The sequence below is a fragment of the Bacillus sp. Root131 genome, assembly GCF_001429475.1.
GTDB classification, from domain to species: Bacteria; Bacillota; Bacilli; order Bacillales; family Bacillaceae_G; genus Bacillus_A; species Bacillus_A thuringiensis_S.
Genome location: NZ_LMJQ01000013.1, coordinates 1 through 17980, shown reverse-complemented (window position 1 = coordinate 17980; position 17980 = coordinate 1). Strand labels below are relative to the sequence as shown.

Here is a 17980-nt window from a genome sequence, read left to right as displayed (position 1 = left end):
ACAAATGGGAAGGAGGTAAAACACATGGTGATGACAGATCCAATTGCAGACATGCTTACTCGCATCCGTAATGCGAACATGGTACGTCATGAGAAATTAGAGGTTCCTGCTTCTAAAATCAAAAAAGAGATCGCTGAACTTTTAAAACGTGAAGGTTTCATTCGTGATGTAGAATACATCGAGGATAACAAACAAGGTATCCTTCGTATTTTCCTGAAATATGGTGCAAACAATGAACGTGTAATCACTGGATTAAAACGTATCAGTAAACCTGGCTTACGCGTTTACGCTAAAGCTGACGAAGTACCACGTGTACTTAACGGATTAGGTATCGCTCTTGTTTCTACATCTAAGGGAGTAATGACAGACAAAGACGCTCGTCAATTACAAACTGGTGGAGAAGTAGTAGCATACGTTTGGTAATATATATTTAAAACGAACGGAGGTGTGACCACATGTCTCGTATTGGTAAAAAGATTCTTGAAATCCCTGCAGGTGTTACTATTACAATTGCAGAAGACAATACTGTAACAGTAAAAGGCCCTAAAGGTGAATTAACTCGTAAATTCAATGCTGATATGTCTATCAAAATTGAAGAAAATACACTAACAGTTGAGCGTCCATCTGAACAGAAGGAACACCGTGCATTACACGGTACAACTCGTGCTTTAATCGGAAACATGGTTGAAGGTGTAACTGCAGGTTTCGCACGCGGACTTGAATTAGTCGGTGTTGGTTACCGTGCTCAAAAACAAGGAGATAAACTTGTTTTAAGCGTAGGTTATTCTCATCCAGTAGAAATGACTCCGGAAGCAGGTCTTGAAGTTGAAGTACCTGCACCAACTAAAATCGTAATTAAAGGTATCGACAAGCAACGTGTTGGCGAATTTGCTGCTAACATCCGTGCTGTACGTGCTCCTGAGCCTTACAAAGGTAAAGGTATTCGTTACGAAGGCGAAGTTGTTCGTCGTAAAGAAGGTAAAACTGCTAAGTAAACCCGTTAGGTGAGAGAAAGGAGTGACAAGAAAATGATCACTAAAGCTGATAAAAATGCGACTCGTAAGAAAAGACATGCACGTGTACGTGCTAAACTTACTGGTACTGCAGAGCGTCCACGTTTAAACGTGTTCCGTTCTAACCAACATATTTACGCTCAAGTTATTGATGATGTGAATGGTGTAACGTTAGTAAGTGCATCTACTCTTGATAAAGACCTTGCTCTTAACGGTACTAGCAATACTGAAGCTGCTACGAAAGTTGGAGAATCAGTTGCTAAGCGTGCTGTAGAGAAAGGCGTTAAAGAAGTAGTATTCGATCGCGGTGGTTACTTATACCATGGCCGTGTTAAAGCTCTAGCTGAAGCTGCTCGTGAGGCTGGATTACAATTTTAATGGTCAAAGGAGGGAAAATTGATGCATCGCATTGACCCAAGTAAATTAGAACTTGAAGAACGTGTAGTTACGATAAATCGTGTCGCGAAAGTTGTTAAGGGTGGTCGTCGTTTCCGCTTTGCTGCACTAGTTGTAGTTGGCGATAAAAACGGTCATGTTGGATTCGGTACTGGTAAAGCACAAGAGGTACCAGACGCAATTCGCAAAGCTATCGAAGACGCTAAGAAAAATTTAATCGCTGTACCATTAGTTGGTACAACAATTCCACACACAATCAACGGTCACTTTGGAGCTGGTGAAGTATTCTTAAAACCTGCTGCTGAGGGTACTGGTGTTATTGCTGGTGGACCTGTTCGTGCGGTTCTTGAATTAGCTGGTGTACAAGATATTCTTTCGAAATCTCTTGGTTCTAACACACCAATCAACATGATTCGCGCTACTGTGAACGGATTAAGCGAACTTAAGCGCGCTGAAGATGTTGCAAAATTACGCGGTAAATCTGTAGAAGAGCTACTAGGTTAAGGAGGGAAAACAAATGGCGAAAAAGTTAGAAATTACCCTCACTCGTAGTGTAATTGGTCGTCCACAAGATCAACGTGCGACGGTAGAAGCTTTAGGTCTTAAAAAGTTGAATTCAACTGTAGTTAAGGAAGAAACTCCTGCTATTCTTGGTATGATCAACAAAGTTTCTCACCTTTTAACTGTAAAAGAAGCTTAAGGATAACTCATTAATATAAGGAGGTGCCTGGGAATGAAACTTCATGAATTAAAACCTGCAGAAGGTTCTCGTAAAGTACGTAACCGTGTCGGTCGTGGTATCGGTTCTGGTAACGGTAAAACTGCTGGTAAAGGTCATAAAGGACAAAACGCACGTTCTGGTGGCGGTGTTCGTCTTGGCTTCGAAGGTGGTCAAACTCCATTATTCCGTCGTTTACCAAAACGCGGCTTCACAAACATTAACCGTAAAGAGTTTACTATTGTAAACTTATCAACGTTAAATCGTTTTGAAGATGGTACAGAAGTAACACCTGAATTATTGCTGGAAACTGGCGTTATCAGCAAGTTAAACGACGGTGTTAAAATTCTTGCAAGCGGAGCAGTAGAGAAAAAACTAACTGTTAAAGCGCACAAGTTCTCTTCAAGTGCTAAAGAAGCAATTGAAGCAGCTGGCGGATCAGTTGAGGTGATCTAATGTTTCGTACAATCTCCAACTTTATGCGCGTTGCTGAGATAAGACGTAAAATATTATTCACTTTAGCGATGTTAATCGTATTCAGGATTGGCACGTTTATCCCAGTGCCATTTACAAATGGAGACGTACTGAAAGCACAAGACCAATTAAATGCTTTAGGCATCCTAAATACATTTGGCGGTGGCGCCTTGAAAAACTTCTCCATCTTCGCGATGGGAATCATGCCGTATATTACAGCATCCATCATCGTGCAATTATTGCAGATGGATGTTGTTCCTAAATTTTCGGAATGGTCGAAGCAAGGTGAAATGGGCCGTCGTAAACTAACGCAATTCACGCGTTACTTTACAATTGTTCTTGCGTTTATTCAGGGGTTTGGTATGTCAATCGGTTTTAACGGTATGGTAGGTGGGCAATTAATTTTGAATCCTGGTTGGAGCACTTATTTATACATTGCTACGGTACTGACTGCTGGTACTGCATTTTTAATGTGGTTAGGCGAACAGATTACAGCTAAAGGTGTAGGTAATGGTATTTCCATCCTTATCTTTGGCGGTATTGCTGCAGCGATCCCAAGTGTTATATCTCAAGTGTATCAACAACAGTTTCAAAATATCGGAGATCAATTGTTCATGAGTATCGTTAAAGTTGCATTGATTTTACTAGCTGTGCTAGCAGTTATTGTTGGTGTTATTTTCATTCAACAAGCTGTTAGAAAGATCCCAATTCAATACGCGAAGCGTGTAACAGGAGGGAATGGGAATCATGCTGGAGCACAAAACACACATTTACCGCTTAAGGTAAATAGTGCGGGTGTTATTCCAGTCATTTTTGCTGTTTCATTCTTAATTACGCCTCCAACTATTGCACAGTTCTTCCCGAAACATGATGTATCGCAGTGGATTATTGCAAACTTTAACTATTCTCACCCAGTGGGAATGATCATATATGTTGCGCTCATTGTAGCCTTCACATATTTCTATGCATTTGTTCAGGTTAATCCAGAGCAAATGTCAGAGAATCTAAACAAGCAAGGTGGATATGTTCCAGGTATTCGTCCGGGTAAGAATACAGAACAATATCTAACAAAAATCTTGTATCGTTTGACCTTTGTAGGATCAATTTTCCTAGCAGCGATTGCAATCTTACCAGTTATTTTTACGAAATTGGGAAATCTTCCTCCATCTGCACAGATTGGTGGAACGAGTATGTTAATCGTTGTCGGCGTTGCTTTAGAAACAATGAAGCAGCTAGAAAGCCAACTGGTAAAACGCCATTACAAAGGGTTTATCAAGCAGTGAGTAAGTGGGAAGAACTATCTTCCCTACATGCTCATGTACTGAGGGGGAACAAGGATGAACTTAATTTTAATGGGGCTTCCTGGTGCTGGTAAAGGTACACAAGCCGAACAGATTGTAGCCAAGTATAACATCCCTCACATTTCAACAGGAGATATGTTCCGTGCAGCTATGAAGGCTGAAACTGAAATGGGTCTACAAGCAAAATCTTTTATTGATAAAGGTGCACTTGTTCCAGATGAAGTTACAATCGGAATTGTTCGTGAACGTTTAAGTCAAGAAGACTGCGTAAGAGGTTTCTTACTAGACGGTTTCCCACGAACTGTTGCACAAGCATCAGCTCTTGAAGAGATTATGAAAGATCTTGGCAAAAAAATCGACTATGTTTTAAACATTAATGTGGATTCAGGGTTGTTATTAAAACGCCTTACAGGCCGTCGCATTTGTAAAGAGTGCGGTGCGACTTACCACTTAGAATTCAATCCACCAGCAAAAGCTGATGTGTGCGATAAATGTGGTGGCGAATTATACCAACGCTCTGATGACAATGAAGAAACTGTAGCAAATCGTTTAGATGTAAATATTAAGCAAACAAAACCTTTGCTTGATTTCTACGACGAGCTTGGTTACTTAAAAAGCATTAATGGTGAGCAAGATATCAATAAAGTATTTGCTGATATCGATGTTCTCATCGGAGGCTTAGCGTAATGATCATCTGCAAAACTCCTCGCGAGATAGAAATCATGCGAGAAGCTGGCAGAATCGTTGCTTTAACTCATCAAGAGTTGAAACAGCACATTACTCCAGGAATTACAACGAAAGAGCTCGATCAAATAGCGGAAAAGACGATTCAAAAATATGGTGCTACGCCATCTTTTAAAGGATACAACGGATTTCCGGGGAGCATATGTGCTTCTGTAAATGAAGAGCTTGTACACGGAATTCCAGGAAAGCGCAAGCTCAAAGAGGGCGATATCATCAGTATCGATATTGGTGCGAAATACAATGGGTACCATGGAGATTCTGCATGGACGTATCCAGTTGGAAACATTTCTGAATCTGTTCAAAAGCTACTTGATGTCACAGAAAAATCGTTGTATCTTGGTCTAGAACAAGTAAAACCAGGCGAGAGATTATCAAATATCTCACATGCGGTTCAAACCCATGCTGAAGAGAATGGATTCTCGATCGTTAGGGAGTATGTTGGTCACGGAATCGGGCAAGACTTACATGAGGACCCTCAAATCCCGCACTATGGTCCACCAAATAGAGGCCCTAGATTAAAGCCGGGAATGGTCATCTGTGTTGAGCCGATGGTGAATCAAGGAAGACGATATGTAAAAACACTATCTGATGACTGGACAGTGGTAACGGTAGATGGTAAATGGTGTGCCCATTTTGAGCACACGATTGCTCTTACAGAAGCAGGATACGAAATCCTTACCACTTTATAAGTAGCTGGCTCTCCGGGATTTCAGAGCAGTGTAAAATGTTACTGATTTGAAGAAGGGAGAACTATTGAATGGCTAAAGATGATGTAATTGAAGTCGAAGGTACCGTTCTTGAAACGTTGCCAAATGCTATGTTCAAAGTAGAATTAGAGAATGGGCATGTCGTATTGGCTCACGTTTCTGGTAAAATCCGTATGAACTTCATTCGTATTTTACCAGGAGACAAAGTTACGGTAGAATTATCTCCGTACGATTTAAATCGTGGTCGTATTACGTACCGTTTTAAATAATATAGCACTCCGTAATCTTTAAGGAGGTTCGAGACATGAAAGTAAGACCGTCAGTTAAACCAATCTGCGAAAAATGTAAAGTTATTCGTAGACGTGGAAAAGTAATGGTTATTTGTGAAAACCCTAAACATAAACAAAAACAAGGTTAATCAGAAGGAGGTGCATTCAGAATGGCACGTATCGCAGGTGTAGATATTCCTCGAGACAAACGCGTTGTTATTTCTTTAACTTACGTATTCGGCATTGGTCGCACAACTGCTGAAAAAATTCTTACTGAAGCTGGTATTTCTTCAGAAACACGAGTTCGTGATTTAACGGAAGACGAATTAGGACGTATCCGTGATGTTATCGATCGTATTAAAGTTGAGGGAGACCTTCGTCGTGAAGTATCTCTTAACATTAAACGTCTAATGGAGATCGGTTCTTACCGTGGTCTTCGTCACCGTCGTGGTTTACCAGTTCGTGGTCAAAATTCTAAAAACAATGCTCGTACACGTAAAGGTCCACGTCGTACAGTAGCAAATAAAAAGAAATAATAAGTAAAGGAGGTTGAACTAACAATGGCACGTAAAACAAACACTCGTAAAAAACGTGTGAAAAAGAATATCGAAGCTGGTATAGCTCATATTCGTTCTACTTTCAACAACACAATCGTAACACTTACAGATACTCACGGTAACGCACTTTCTTGGTCTAGTGCTGGTGCACTTGGTTTCCGTGGATCTCGTAAATCTACTCCATTCGCTGCGCAAATGGCTGCTGAAGCTGCTGCTAAAGTTGCAATGGAGCACGGTTTAAAAACTTTAGAGGTTACTGTTAAAGGTCCTGGTGCTGGTCGTGAAGCTGCAATTCGTGCTCTTCAAGCTGCAGGTCTAGAAGTAACAGCAATTAGAGATGTTACTCCAGTTCCTCATAATGGATGTCGTCCGCCAAAACGTCGTCGTGTGTAATTTTTCTGTATAGAATTTTCCCTTTTGTCTATAATGGATATGATGCATTATCGAGAAATTTCGTACAGAAACATCGCTTGTTGTGCACAATCGGGAACTGCCTAAGGGGGACTTTCGGTTAGACAGGGGTTATACCTTTGTTTAACCGGGGTTTCGACGTTTTGAAGGAGGGTTTAGTTAATGATTGAAATCGAAAAGCCGAAAATCGAAACGGTTGAACTTAACGAAGATGCTAAATATGGTAAATTCGTAATTGAACCGCTTGAGCGTGGATATGGTACTACTTTGGGTAACTCCTTACGTCGTATTCTTTTATCCTCACTCCCTGGTGCCGCTGTTACTGCTATCCAAATCGATGGCGTATTACATGAATTTTCAACAGTTGAGGGCGTAGTAGAAGACGTTACGACGATCATCTTAAACTTGAAAAAGTTAGCTCTTAAAATCTACTCTGAAGAAGAGAAGACGTTGGAAATTGATGTGCAGGGCGAAGGTATTGTCACAGCTGCTGATATTACTCACGATAGTGATGTAGAAATCTTAAATCCAGATTTACACATTGCAACGTTAGCAAAAGATGCGCATTTCCGCGTGCGTTTAACTGCAAAGCGTGGCCGTGGGTATACGCCAGCTGATGCAAATAAAAGCGAAGATCAACCAATAGGAGTAATTCCTATTGATTCTATTTATACTCCAGTATCACGTGTGACTTACCAAGTGGAAAAGACACGTGTCGGACAAGTGGCTAATTATGATAAGCTTACGCTTGATGTATGGACGGATGGAAGCATCGGGCCAAAAGAAGCTATCTCTTTAGGTGCCAAAATCTTAACTGAGCATTTAAATATCTTTGTTGGTTTAACTGATGAAGCACAAAATGCTGAGATTATGGTCGAGAAGGAAGAAGATCAAAAAGAGAAAGTTCTTGAGATGACTATCGAAGAACTAGACCTTTCTGTTCGTTCTTATAATTGCCTAAAACGTGCAGGAATTAATACTGTACAAGAGCTTGCGAACAAAACAGAAGAAGATATGATGAAAGTTCGTAACTTAGGACGTAAATCCTTAGAAGAAGTTAAACATAAACTTGAGGAATTAGGTTTAGGTTTACGTAAAGACGACTGAGGATTTAAACCCATGAACAAAGGAGGGAACTACGAATGGCATACAGAAAATTAGGCCGTACAAGTGCGCAACGTAAAGCTATGTTACGTGACTTAGCTACTGATTTAATTATCAACGAGCGCATCCAAACGACAGAAACTCGTGCAAAAGAACTTCGTTCTGTAGTGGAAAAAATGATCACTTTAGGTAAACGCGGAGATCTTCATGCTCGTCGTCAAGCAGCAGCTTTCATTCGCAATGAAGTAGCTAACGCTGAGACTGGTCAAGATGCACTTCAAAAATTATTCGCTGATGTAGCTCCACGCTATGCTGAGCGCCAAGGCGGATACACTCGTATTGCAAAAATTGGTCCACGTCGCGGAGACGCAGCACCAATGGTAATTATCGAGTTAGTATAATGATAATTAAAAGGGCAGGACAGTTCTTTTCAAGAAACTGGTCATGGCCCTTTTTTTTAAATATAAAAATAGGCGAGCTTGGCGAAGGAAAGGGTGCCTTCTATTGAAAAAAGAGAAACTTCGGATAGGAAATATATCATTTCAATATCCTGGGGCAGCCACGTATGCATTAAAAGATGTTTCATTTTCCTTATATGAGGGAGAATGGGTATCTATTATTGGACAAAACGGTTCAGGAAAGTCTACACTTGCAAAATTATTGAATGGTTTGTTTTTGCCGGAAGCAGGGACTATTACAGTAAATGATTCAATGGTTTTATCAGAGGAAACGGTATGGGATGTTCGAAAACAAATTGGAATGGTATTTCAAAATCCAGATAATCAATTTGTTGGAACAACAGTGCAAGATGATGTTGTATTTGGTTTAGAGAATATCGGAATGCCAAGAGAACAAATGATTGAAAGATTAGAACAGGCCTTACGACTTGTCCGTATGGAAGATTTTCTTAATGATGAGCCTCATTCCTTATCTGGTGGGCAAAAACAGCGAGTGGCAATAGCGGGCGTTTTAGCACTTCAGCCATCTATTTTAATATTAGATGAAGCAACGTCAATGTTAGATCCTCAAGGAAGACGTGAAGTAGTAGAAACGGTTAGACAACTTGTTAATCAAAAAGGTATTACCGTGTTATCAATTACGCACGATTTAGAAGAAGCGGCGCAGTCAGATCGTGTCATTATTTTAAATAAGGGAGAAATATTAGAGGAAGGGACTCCAGAGAAAATTTTCAAGTCCTCTCATATGCTCCAAGAAATTGGCTTAGATGTACCGTTTTCGGTGAAAATAGCAGAATTATTAAAAAGAAATGAAATTCTTTTGCAAAATACGCATCTTACAATGGAAAGCTTGGTGAACGAACTTTGGAGATTACATTCCAAAAAGTAGAACATCGTTATCAATATAAAACTCCATTTGAAAGACGCGCACTTTATGATGTAGACGTGTCGTTTCCAAGTGGGGGCTATTATGCCATTATCGGTCATACTGGTTCAGGTAAGTCGACGATGATTCAACATTTAAATGGTTTATTGCAGCCGACAAATGGTACAGTTCAAATTGGTGAACATTTGATTTCGGCAGGAAAGAAAGAAAAAAAGCTAAAGCCACTACGTAAAAAAGTAGGGGTTGTCTTTCAATTCCCGGAACATCAGTTGTTTGAAGAAACTGTGGAGAAAGATATTTGCTTCGGACCTACTAATTTCGGGGTATCTGGAGACGAAGCGAAGCAAAAGGCTAGAGAGGCAATAGAACTTGTAGGGCTAGAACCGGAACTGTTAACACGTTCTCCGTTCGAATTAAGTGGTGGACAAATGAGACGTGTTGCTATAGCGGGTGTACTGGCAATGGAACCTGAAGTGCTTGTATTAGATGAACCTACAGCAGGTCTAGATCCAAAAGGGCAGAACGAACTTATGCAGATGTTTTATAAGTTGCATAAGGAGAAAGGGCTTACAGTTATCCTTGTAACGCATAATATGGAAGATGCTGCTCAGTATGCGGAACAAATTGTAGTTATGCATAAAGGAACGGTCTTTTTGCAAGGAAGTGCAGAGGAAGTATTTTCACATGCTAATGAACTAGAGAAAATTGGTGTGGATCTTCCTATGTCATTAAAGTATAAACGTGCAATTGAAGAGAAGTTTGGTATTTCAATTCCAAAGGCTACCTTATCTTTAGAGGATCTTACTCATGAAGTTGTGCAGGTGTTACGAAAAGGTGGTCATGAATCATGCAGCAGTTGATTATTGGGAGATATATCCCGGGGAATTCACTTATTCATCAACTTGATCCACGTACGAAGCTGCTGATTGTCTTTTTATATGTATTTGTTGTTTTCTTAGCAAATAATGCGATTTCATATGGATTTTTATTTTTATATGCACTCATTGCTTTATTTTTTGCAAAAGTGCCGATTCGTTATGTACTTTCGGGCTTAAAACCAATTTTATGGATTTTTCTTTTTACATTTTTCCTGCATATTTTTACAAATAAAGAGGGGGATGTACTACTCCAGCTTGGTTGGTTTTCGATACATGAAAAAGGATTAGAGCAAGGGATATACATTTCTGTACGGTTCTTCGTTATTATTTTAATGACGACATTATTAACGTTAACGACGACACCTATTGAAATTACAGATGGTTTGGAGACGTTATTAAAGCCATTGAAGCGTATAAAGGTTCCTGTTCATGAAATCGCATTAATGATGTCAATTTCTCTTCGTTTTATCCCGACATTAATGGATGAAACGAGTAAAATAATGAAAGCACAAGCATCACGTGGTATTGATTTCGCTGGTGGACCGATAAAAGATAGAATGAAAGCTATTATCTCACTGCTCGTTCCTCTGTTTATCAGTGCTTTTAAGCGTGCAGAGGACTTAGCTATTGCGATGGAAGCTCGTGGATATCAAAGTGGTGAAGGACGTACTAAATTTAGGCAACTACGCTGGAAAACAAGCGATACAGTAACGATTGTAAGCTTATTTTGTTTAGCTTGTATTTTGGCATGGGTGCGATCGTAATGGAGAATAGAGAAATGGATAGAATAAAATGTACGGTTGCATATGATGGTATGCATTTTTGTGGTTATCAAATTCAGCCGAAGCATCGTACTGTTCAACAGGAGATAGAAAAAGCATTACAGAAATTGCATAAGGGAGAACTTGTTCGTGTTCAGGCGTCTGGTAGAACAGATTCTACGGTTCATGCAAAAGGGCAAGTAATACACTTTGATACTCCTTTGTCTCTTGAGGAGTGGCAATGGAATAACGCTTTAAATACAATGTTGCCAGATGATATTGTTATTAGGCGAGTAGAGAAAAAAACAGAAGAATTTCATGCACGTTACGGTGTTGAGAAAAAAGAATATCGTTATCGTGTATTATTATCAAAGACTGCGGATGTATTCCGTAGAAATTACGTATATCAATATCCATATCCGCTCGAAATCAATTCTATAAGAAAAGCAATTCCTTATTTTATTGGAACGCATGATTTCACTTCTTTTTGCTCGGCAAAAACTGACAAAAAAGATAAAGTGCGAACAATTTATGAAATCGAGTTAATTGAGCAAGATGATGAATTAATTTTTCGTTTTGTAGGTAATGGATTTTTATATAATATGGTCAGAATTATTGTTGGTACGTTACTTAACGTAGGGCAAGGAAAGCTTGATCCTGATAGCATTCCAGAGATTTTAGCGAAACAAAATCGTCAGTTTGCTGGAAAGATGGCTCCAGGTCATGGGCTTTACCTATGGGAGGTAAACTATAACAACTAATCCTGGTGTAACATTTGCTTGACATTAGAAACTCAAAAGTATATCATAACATATGGTATTGTTTCTAAAACCACGATTAGCCCCGGAAGGAAATCGTGTTTAAGATAAACAATAGATTTTTTCTATGGAAAAGATAACGAGGAGGGAAACACATGCGTACGACTTTTATGGCAAAAGCTAACGAAGTTGAGCGTAAATGGTATGTGGTTGATGCTGAAGGTCAAACTTTAGGTCGCCTATCTACTGAAGTAGCATCCATTTTACGTGGTAAAAACAAACCTACATTTACACCACACGTTGACACGGGTGATCATGTAATTATTATTAACGCTGAGAAAATTCATTTAACAGGTAATAAATTAAACGATAAAATTTACTACCGTCACACTAACCACCCAGGTGGACTTAAGCAAAGAACAGCTCTTGAAATGCGTACAAACTACCCTGTACAAATGTTAGAGCTTGCAATTAAAGGCATGCTTCCAAAAGGACGCTTAGGCCGTCAAGTTTCTAAGAAACTTAACGTGTATGCTGGAGCAGAGCATCCACACCAAGCACAAAAACCAGAAGTTTACGAACTTCGCGGATAATTAATTAAAGGAGGGCTTACTTTGGCACAGGTTCAATACTATGGCACTGGACGTCGTAAGAGTTCAGTAGCGCGCGTACGCCTAGTTCCAGGCGAAGGACGCGTTATCATTAACGGTCGTGATTTTGAAAACTATATCCCATTTGCTGCATTACGTGAAGTAGTGAAACAACCTCTAGTTGCAACAGAAACTTTAGGTAACTACGATGTACTTGTAAACGTAAATGGTGGTGGATACACTGGTCAAGCTGGTGCTATTCGTCACGGTATTTCTCGCGCTTTATTAAAAGCTGATCCAGAATACCGTCTAACACTAAAACGTGCAGGTCTATTAACTCGTGACGCACGTATGAAAGAGCGTAAAAAATACGGTCTTAAAGGCGCACGTCGTGCACCTCAGTTCTCAAAACGTTAATTTTTGCGAACTACAAACCCCAACCATTTTGGTTGGGGTTTTTTTGTGTTTCATTCCTCTTTTACAATTTTTTTAGCTTGGAATATTTTAGTGCTACGGCCTCGCGTATGCTTCTTCTTTAGAAGTTTAGACTATACGTATTAGGGAGGTTTATAAGTACTATGAATGTCATTGTCAGCTTACAAGAAAAACAAAAAGAAAAGCAGTTAAAATACGAGCGGAAGATGCTGCGAGAATTATCATTAAAAACATTGCGCTCAAATATTCGTGATGCCTTTCAAATGCAAGAGCTTCATCGTCAGTATGAAGATTACTGTATTGAATTAGGGATAGAATCTTATTTATTAGGAGCGAGATATAGTAAATTTGGTTATTATGGTGAATCGTTTTTTGATGTGAAATATAGAGCTTTAGAAGAAGAACAACAATTAACTGAAACGCTATTTCAATTTTTAACGAGTATGACTATGCGAGAAATAAAGTTGAAAGATGAGGAATTACTTTTTGAATCTTGTCAGCAGTTTATAGGATTGTGGTGGCAAGAAGGGTATGAAAAAGGTGAAAGAAGATATCGATTAAAGCTTCATTAAGACAAGCATAAACTTTCCTCTTGTCCCATATAAGTAGTTATAGGGACTAGCTGGAGGAGGAAAGGTATGAAGAGAATTCGAATTATCTCTTTTGCACTCGCTGCGGTTGTTTTGTTTTTTTTAGTCAAACAAGAATTTCAAATCACAAAATCGTGGCGAGCTTGGAATTTACCCTTATCAGGGAAAGTAATCGTATTAGATGCTGGGCATGGTGGACCAGATGGAGGGGCTGTTGGTGGAAAGGATATTATAGAAAAGGATATTACGCTTGAAATTACAAAAAAGGTACAAGACTATTTACAAGAACAAGGTGCACTAGTTATTTTAACGCGTGAGGGAGATTATGATTTAGCTAACAAAGATACAAAGTCATATAGTAGACGTAAAGCGGAGGATTTAAAAAAACGTGTAGAAATCATCAATAAACCAGATATAGACTTTTTTGCAAGCATTCATTTAAATGCTTTAACTAGTAGTGGATCGAAAGGCGCACAAACATTCTACTATCGCTCTTCAATTGAAAATGAACGTGCTGCTAAATTTATACAGGCTGAATTGAGAACGAGTTTAGAAAATACGAATCGTTCTGCTAAAACAATCTCTCACGTATACTTATTGAAGTATGCGAAAACACCAGGTGCTTTAATTGAAGCCGGCTTTTTATCGAATGTGAACGAAAGGTATATGTTAAATTCGGAGAAATATCAACAGAAGGTAGCAGCTGCAATATACCGTGGTATATTGCGTTATTTCACGGAAAAAGGAAATCCTCCAGAATAAGGAGGATTTTTTTGAGTTTCTCTCGTTAACGAAGTTTTCGGAAAATATGTTATACTGGAAATGTAAACGCATTAATTTGAAGAATAAACAAAGATGAATTCAATTAACATTACGTTATTTTTCATACAGGGGGCTGGGTTAATTATGGTAACGAAAGAACAAGTGGTTGAAGCGTTAGAAGGGATTGTAGATCCGTTTTTACATAAAACATTAAAAGAAACAAGTGCAATTAAAGAGGTAACAGTCAAGCCTGAGAAGGAACATGTGAGTGTCAAAATTGCAATCGTAAAAACTGGTACAGCGGAACAAATGCAGTTGCAGTCTGGAATTGTAAAGTTAGTAAAAGAACTTGGAGCAGCAACAGTTGGACTTCGTTTTGCAGAATTTACAGAAGAGGAATTAGCTCAGTTTGCACCAGAACAAGAAGCAGAGCAAAGTGAATCTTTATTGTCACCAAATTCAAAAACGACATTCTTAGCAGTAGCGAGTGGAAAAGGTGGCGTGGGAAAATCAACCGTTTCCGTTAACCTTGCAGTTGCTTTAGCTCGTTTAGGAAAAAAAGTTGGTATTATTGATGCGGACATTTACGGTTTTAGTGTGCCAGACATGATGGGGATAGAAAAACGTCCCATCGTAAGAGGTGACAAGATAATTCCGGTGGAACGTTTAGGTGTAAAGGTAATCTCAATGGGCTTCTTTGTAGAGGATAATGCACCAGTTATTTGGAGAGGACCTATGCTTGGGAAAATGTTAAACCACTTCTTCACAGAAGTGGAATGGGGCGATTTAGATTATTTAGTACTAGATTTACCACCAGGAACAGGTGATGTTGCGTTAGATGTGCACTCAATGTTGCCATCTTGCAAAGAGATTATTGTAACGACGCCTCATCCAACAGCTGCGTTTGTAGCAGCGCGTGCTGGAGCGATGGCATTACGCACTGAACATAGTATTCTCGGTGTTGTTGAGAACATGGCATATTTTGAAAGTAAGGTAACTGGTGAGAAAGAATATGTATTTGGAAGAGGCGGGGGAGATAAGTTGGCTACCGAACTACAAACAAATGTTCTTGGTCGTATTCCGCTGCAACAACCTGATTGGAATAAAGAAGACTTTGCTCCTTCAGTATATGAAGATACACATACAACCGGCATTATTTATAGTAAAATAGCCGAAGTGGTAATTGATAAAACAGCTGTTACACAAAAATAAAGTGAAACTTTAATCAGTGGAGTTCATCTGTTACTGGCAACAATAAGGGTTTTGTTACTAGTAAACTTTTCGCTTAACTAGAGGGCCATTTTGTCTGTTAATAGCAAGATAAAGTAATAACGAGTGGACAATTTATACATTGTCCACTCGTTATTATAGTTATTATTTTCACTGTTCTTCCTTCTTCTCGCCTTGAGAACCACCGTCACCGCCTGCTTCTTTCTTATCAGATCCACCTTTTTCAGCCTTTTGTACACCTTTACTAATGATATCAATCATCTTGGATTGGAAGAGTGGACTTTCAGCAGTTTCTGTTAGTACTTGTTGTAGATATTGACGGTATTCTTTACTCTTCATTGTTTGTAACATCATTTTTTCTACTTCAGGATTTTTCATGATTTCTATAACGCCTGCTTGGTATTCAGGGTCTTTTAATAAGGTTTTCATTAATTGGGTTTGTTCTTTCCCCATACTTTTAGCGAACTTCGATGAGAACTCAGGATCTTTAAAGAGCTTTTCCCAGAATTGTTGCCCTTTATCGGATACCATTGCATCTTCAATCGTTTTCTTTACTACTGTTTCATCTAGTATGAGTGCTTGTTTCATTTTTTCATCAGTTAATACATCTTGAATAGCTTTCTTACCTTGATCTGTTTTTAAAATATCAACAATCATTTTCTTTGTTTGATCGTAATCTAGTTCGGATTTCGTTTCTTTTCCTTGTGCGCATGCTACAAGTGCGATAAGTAGAAAAGAAGAAACGAAAATGAATAGTATCCGTTTCATAAGTTGGAACTCCTTTCAGCACAGTTCTCTCTTTTTAATATAAATATCTTTAAGGAATTTATACATGAACATGGCTAGCTTTTTGAAATTGTCATTGATACAATTTAATTAGAAATATAAGGATAATGGGGGATGTGTTGTGAATAGCCGCAAGTGGGTACGACTATTTTTAACGACGTTGTTTCTTGGTGGGATTAGCACAGTTATTATTGGTTTTGTTTTGGAGTGGGACAGGTACAATGAATTTTTTAAAAATTTCGACGTTAAGGAGATTTTAGCGGTATCTTTCTGGTTGATGGGTGTAGGATTTATTTTTAGCGTTATAAGTCAAATGGGATTCTTTGCATATTTAACAATCCATCGTTTTGGACTAGGGATGTTTCGCTCATCGTCTTTATGGAATGCAGTCCAGCTCTTCTTTATTGCATTCGTATTATTTGATTTTGTGTATTTAAGGTCTGTACTTATTGCAAATGGGGAAGTCTCATTGGGGAATAACATACTTGTTGCTGGAATTTTATTTGTGTTTGGAGCAATTGTTGCTTATGTAAAAAGTAAAGAAACAAATAAAAAAGCATTTGTGCCAGCTCTGTTCTTTATGGTTGTTGTAACAATTCTTGAATGGGTACCGGCGCTTCGGATTAATGATACAGATTGGTTATATTTAATGGTTATACCGCTATTGTTATGTAATGCATATCAATTACTTGTATTACATCGTTTAATCGGAAAAACGAGTAAACCTGCTTAATAGAGAGAGGTTTTATACACCGGCAGTTATATTACTGGAAATGGTGTGATTAAAAAAGCTCTACCACCTTCTTGAAAGGTAGTAGAGCTTTTTATACGTGAAGAGTAGTAGGGACGAAGCTATTTCACATCTTCACTTTTCGTACTTGTGTTGGAAATAAGTTGTGATACGGATATTTGCTCATATCCATCACTTTTTAATTTTTGCAGGAGCAGCGGTAAAGCTCTATTTGTTTGAAGGGCAGAATCGGATGCGTGTAATAAGACAATATCTCCACCTTTCAAATTATTAGAGACGGTGGAAACGATGTGGTTTACACCTGGGTTTTTCCAATCGTTTGAATTATTACTCCAATGCACGACGGTGTATCCAAGTGATTCTGCAATTTTAAGGGTTGCCTTGTTAAATTCGCCACTAGGTGGACGTAACAGTTTGACTTGTTTTACACCAAGTTTTGTAAAAACATCTTGTGCTCGTAAAAGGTCTCGTCTTATTTCATTCGTCTCTAGAGAAGTATAAGATGTGTAATTGTAACCCATACTACCGATTTCGTGTCCATCTTTCATGATGCGCTCTACAATATCGGGGTGTCTTTCGGCCCATGCAGCAGAAAGGAAGAAGGTTGCATTCTTAATTTCTCTTTCTTTAAGAGTATCAAGGATTGGAATTGCTTTTTTGTCTCCCCAACTAATATCAAACGTAAATGCAACTTGCTTTTTAGCGGTATCTCCTTTGTAAATTACTTTAGGGCCTGTAGCAGTTGAAAAAGCAGATTCATGTGAATATGTTTTTAAAAAGAGTAGCCATGCTGTAAATAAGGAAAGTATCACTATTAAGCTAATGTGTTTAAAAGTTCTTTTACTCGTAATAAAAAAGAAAAACATAATATTACGCCCCTTTGTCCAATCCTTTTCAGTTACATATATGCTGGAAATATAAAAAAGAGAACAAAGGATTAATATCGTAAGTAGTGGATATAATGAATGATAGGATTGTAATAAGTGAAAATGAGCGGAACGTTTATTGTTACGTAAGGAATTATTGAGGTGATCATTTGCTTGGGCTGATGTTGACAAAAGAAGAGAGAAAAGAGATGGAATACATATTAAAGAGAGAGTTAGAGGAACTTTTATTTGATTTTGAAGATGAGCGTATTCATGAAGTTGTAAAAAAGGCGATGGAAGAAAGATATAAAATCATTTTTTGTTTGTTTCGGAGAGTTGCTAACGCAGAGGAATGTATTCGTTATGTAAGAAGAAGAACTTTTTATTAAAAAGTATTGACGTTAATAGTTTGTATATGGTAAATTAATAAACGTCGCTGATGCGGAAACGCAGAAAACGACAAAAAAGAAATTGAAAAACTTAGTTGACATCGAAAAACGAAGATGTTAACATAAGGAAGTCGCAAATGAGCGAC

The 17980-nt window shown here is 38.5% G+C and carries 28 protein-coding genes; 26 read left to right on the top strand and 2 right to left on the bottom strand.

From position 1 onward, the window contains the following. Positions 1-24: 24 nt before the first annotated feature. The 24 genes from rpsH to ASE54_RS22875 all read left to right on the top strand — a co-directional run bounded on the left by rpsH (position 25) and on the right by ASE54_RS22875 (position 15024). A complete protein-coding gene (gene rpsH, locus ASE54_RS22990) occupies positions 25-423 on the top strand; it encodes a 30S ribosomal protein S8 (protein WP_000245511.1) in 399 nt (132 codons plus the stop codon). 32 nt (positions 424-455) lie between these two features. Continuing rightward, complete coding sequence (gene rplF / locus ASE54_RS22985) at positions 456-995, top strand: 50S ribosomal protein L6 (RefSeq protein WP_000086551.1); 540 nt, start codon at positions 456-458, stop codon at positions 993-995. 33 nt (positions 996-1028) lie between these two features. After that, positions 1029-1391, top strand: a complete 363-nt coding sequence (gene rplR / locus ASE54_RS22980) for a 50S ribosomal protein L18 (protein ID WP_000628818.1) — start codon at positions 1029-1031, stop codon at positions 1389-1391. Between the two features lie 21 nt (positions 1392-1412). Further along, the gene (rpsE, locus tag ASE54_RS22975) at positions 1413-1913 is read left to right on the top strand and encodes a 30S ribosomal protein S5 (RefSeq protein WP_000554646.1); all 501 of its coding nucleotides are present in this window, start codon (positions 1413-1415) and stop codon (positions 1911-1913) included. A 13-nt stretch (positions 1914-1926) separates the two neighbouring features. Beyond that, positions 1927-2109 carry a 50S ribosomal protein L30 gene (gene rpmD, locus ASE54_RS22970; RefSeq protein ID WP_001085233.1) on the top strand — a complete coding sequence of 61 codons (183 nt, stop codon included), beginning with the start codon at positions 1927-1929 and terminating at the stop codon, positions 2107-2109. A 33-nt stretch (positions 2110-2142) separates the two neighbouring features. Then, positions 2143-2583 carry a 50S ribosomal protein L15 gene (gene rplO, locus ASE54_RS22965; RefSeq protein WP_000766083.1) on the top strand — a complete coding sequence of 147 codons (441 nt, stop codon included), beginning with the start codon at positions 2143-2145 and terminating at the stop codon, positions 2581-2583. Continuing rightward, complete coding sequence (gene secY / locus ASE54_RS22960) at positions 2583-3884, top strand: preprotein translocase subunit SecY (protein WP_000490118.1); 1302 nt, start codon at positions 2583-2585, stop codon at positions 3882-3884. The genes rplO and secY overlap by 1 nt, the downstream gene beginning before the upstream one ends. Before the next feature lie 54 nt (positions 3885-3938). After that, positions 3939-4589 (top strand): adenylate kinase, encoded by a 651-nt coding sequence (locus tag ASE54_RS22955; RefSeq protein WP_001048995.1) that lies wholly within the window; start codon positions 3939-3941, stop codon positions 4587-4589. Beyond that, entirely contained in the window at positions 4589-5335 is a 747-nt protein-coding gene (map, locus tag ASE54_RS22950) for a type I methionyl aminopeptidase (RefSeq protein WP_000582539.1), read from the top strand. The genes ASE54_RS22955 and map overlap by 1 nt, the downstream gene beginning before the upstream one ends. Before the next feature lie 68 nt (positions 5336-5403). Then, positions 5404-5622, top strand: coding sequence for a translation initiation factor IF-1 (gene infA, locus ASE54_RS22945; protein ID WP_001029884.1), 219 nt, complete (start codon positions 5404-5406; stop codon positions 5620-5622). A 35-nt stretch (positions 5623-5657) separates the two neighbouring features. Then, complete coding sequence (rpmJ, locus tag ASE54_RS22940) at positions 5658-5771, top strand: 50S ribosomal protein L36 (RefSeq protein ID WP_000868344.1); 114 nt, start codon at positions 5658-5660, stop codon at positions 5769-5771. Between the two features lie 21 nt (positions 5772-5792). Next, positions 5793-6158, top strand: coding sequence for a 30S ribosomal protein S13 (rpsM, locus tag ASE54_RS22935; protein WP_000090792.1), 366 nt, complete (start codon positions 5793-5795; stop codon positions 6156-6158). A 24-nt stretch (positions 6159-6182) separates the two neighbouring features. After that, a complete protein-coding gene (rpsK, locus tag ASE54_RS22930; protein WP_000101797.1) occupies positions 6183-6572 on the top strand; it encodes a 30S ribosomal protein S11 in 390 nt (129 codons plus the stop codon). Between the two features lie 180 nt (positions 6573-6752). Then, on the top strand, positions 6753-7697 hold the full coding sequence (locus ASE54_RS22925; RefSeq protein ID WP_000569643.1) for a DNA-directed RNA polymerase subunit alpha: 945 nt from the start codon (positions 6753-6755) through the stop codon (positions 7695-7697). A gap of 35 nt (positions 7698-7732) precedes the next feature. Then, a complete protein-coding gene (rplQ, locus tag ASE54_RS22920; protein ID WP_000331490.1) occupies positions 7733-8095 on the top strand; it encodes a 50S ribosomal protein L17 in 363 nt (120 codons plus the stop codon). Between the two features lie 103 nt (positions 8096-8198). Continuing rightward, complete coding sequence (locus ASE54_RS22915) at positions 8199-9041, top strand: energy-coupling factor ABC transporter ATP-binding protein (RefSeq protein ID WP_000711763.1); 843 nt, start codon at positions 8199-8201, stop codon at positions 9039-9041. Then, positions 9017-9898: an energy-coupling factor ABC transporter ATP-binding protein gene (locus tag ASE54_RS22910; protein ID WP_000406530.1), complete on the top strand. Its 882-nt coding sequence runs from the start codon at positions 9017-9019 to the stop codon at positions 9896-9898. Before ASE54_RS22915 ends, ASE54_RS22910 begins: the two co-directional genes overlap by 25 nt. Continuing rightward, entirely contained in the window at positions 9886-10680 is a 795-nt protein-coding gene (locus tag ASE54_RS22905; protein WP_001186530.1) for an energy-coupling factor transporter transmembrane protein EcfT, read from the top strand. Before ASE54_RS22910 ends, ASE54_RS22905 begins: the two co-directional genes overlap by 13 nt. A 14-nt stretch (positions 10681-10694) precedes the next feature. Beyond that, a complete protein-coding gene (gene truA, locus ASE54_RS22900) occupies positions 10695-11438 on the top strand; it encodes a tRNA pseudouridine(38-40) synthase TruA (protein ID WP_002084072.1) in 744 nt (247 codons plus the stop codon). 152 nt (positions 11439-11590) lie between these two features. Then, the gene (gene rplM, locus ASE54_RS22895; protein WP_001260795.1) at positions 11591-12028 is read left to right on the top strand and encodes a 50S ribosomal protein L13; all 438 of its coding nucleotides are present in this window, start codon (positions 11591-11593) and stop codon (positions 12026-12028) included. 21 nt (positions 12029-12049) lie between these two features. Then, a complete protein-coding gene (rpsI, locus tag ASE54_RS22890; protein ID WP_000079986.1) occupies positions 12050-12442 on the top strand; it encodes a 30S ribosomal protein S9 in 393 nt (130 codons plus the stop codon). Positions 12443-12603: 161 nt separating this feature from the next. Continuing rightward, on the top strand, positions 12604-13032 hold the full coding sequence (locus ASE54_RS22885) for a DUF2521 family protein (protein WP_001101005.1): 429 nt from the start codon (positions 12604-12606) through the stop codon (positions 13030-13032). Between the two features lie 66 nt (positions 13033-13098). Beyond that, on the top strand, positions 13099-13812 hold the full coding sequence (cwlD, locus tag ASE54_RS22880) for an N-acetylmuramoyl-L-alanine amidase CwlD (RefSeq protein WP_000822437.1): 714 nt from the start codon (positions 13099-13101) through the stop codon (positions 13810-13812). Between the two features lie 144 nt (positions 13813-13956). Then, a complete protein-coding gene (locus tag ASE54_RS22875) occupies positions 13957-15024 on the top strand; it encodes an Mrp/NBP35 family ATP-binding protein (RefSeq protein WP_000256626.1) in 1068 nt (355 codons plus the stop codon). A gap of 168 nt (positions 15025-15192) precedes the next feature. Here ASE54_RS22875 and gerD read toward each other — a convergent pair whose 3' ends face one another. Next, positions 15193-15810 carry a spore germination lipoprotein GerD gene (gene gerD / locus ASE54_RS22870; protein WP_000821601.1) on the bottom strand — a complete coding sequence of 206 codons (618 nt, stop codon included), beginning with the start codon at positions 15808-15810 and terminating at the stop codon, positions 15193-15195. Positions 15811-15949: 139 nt separating this feature from the next. Between gerD and kbaA the strand changes: the two genes are divergently transcribed. Further along, the gene (gene kbaA, locus ASE54_RS22865; RefSeq protein ID WP_001088529.1) at positions 15950-16561 is read left to right on the top strand and encodes a KinB signaling pathway activation protein KbaA; all 612 of its coding nucleotides are present in this window, start codon (positions 15950-15952) and stop codon (positions 16559-16561) included. A 119-nt stretch (positions 16562-16680) separates the two neighbouring features. Here the strand turns inward: kbaA and pdaB are convergent, their stop codons facing one another. Next, positions 16681-17445 carry a polysaccharide deacetylase family sporulation protein PdaB gene (gene pdaB, locus ASE54_RS22860; RefSeq protein ID WP_000464716.1) on the bottom strand — a complete coding sequence of 255 codons (765 nt, stop codon included), beginning with the start codon at positions 17443-17445 and terminating at the stop codon, positions 16681-16683. Positions 17446-17615: 170 nt separating this feature from the next. Between pdaB and ASE54_RS22855 the strand changes: the two genes are divergently transcribed. After that, positions 17616-17834 carry a hypothetical protein gene (locus tag ASE54_RS22855; RefSeq protein ID WP_000901146.1) on the top strand — a complete coding sequence of 73 codons (219 nt, stop codon included), beginning with the start codon at positions 17616-17618 and terminating at the stop codon, positions 17832-17834. Positions 17835-17980 lie beyond the last annotated feature (146 nt).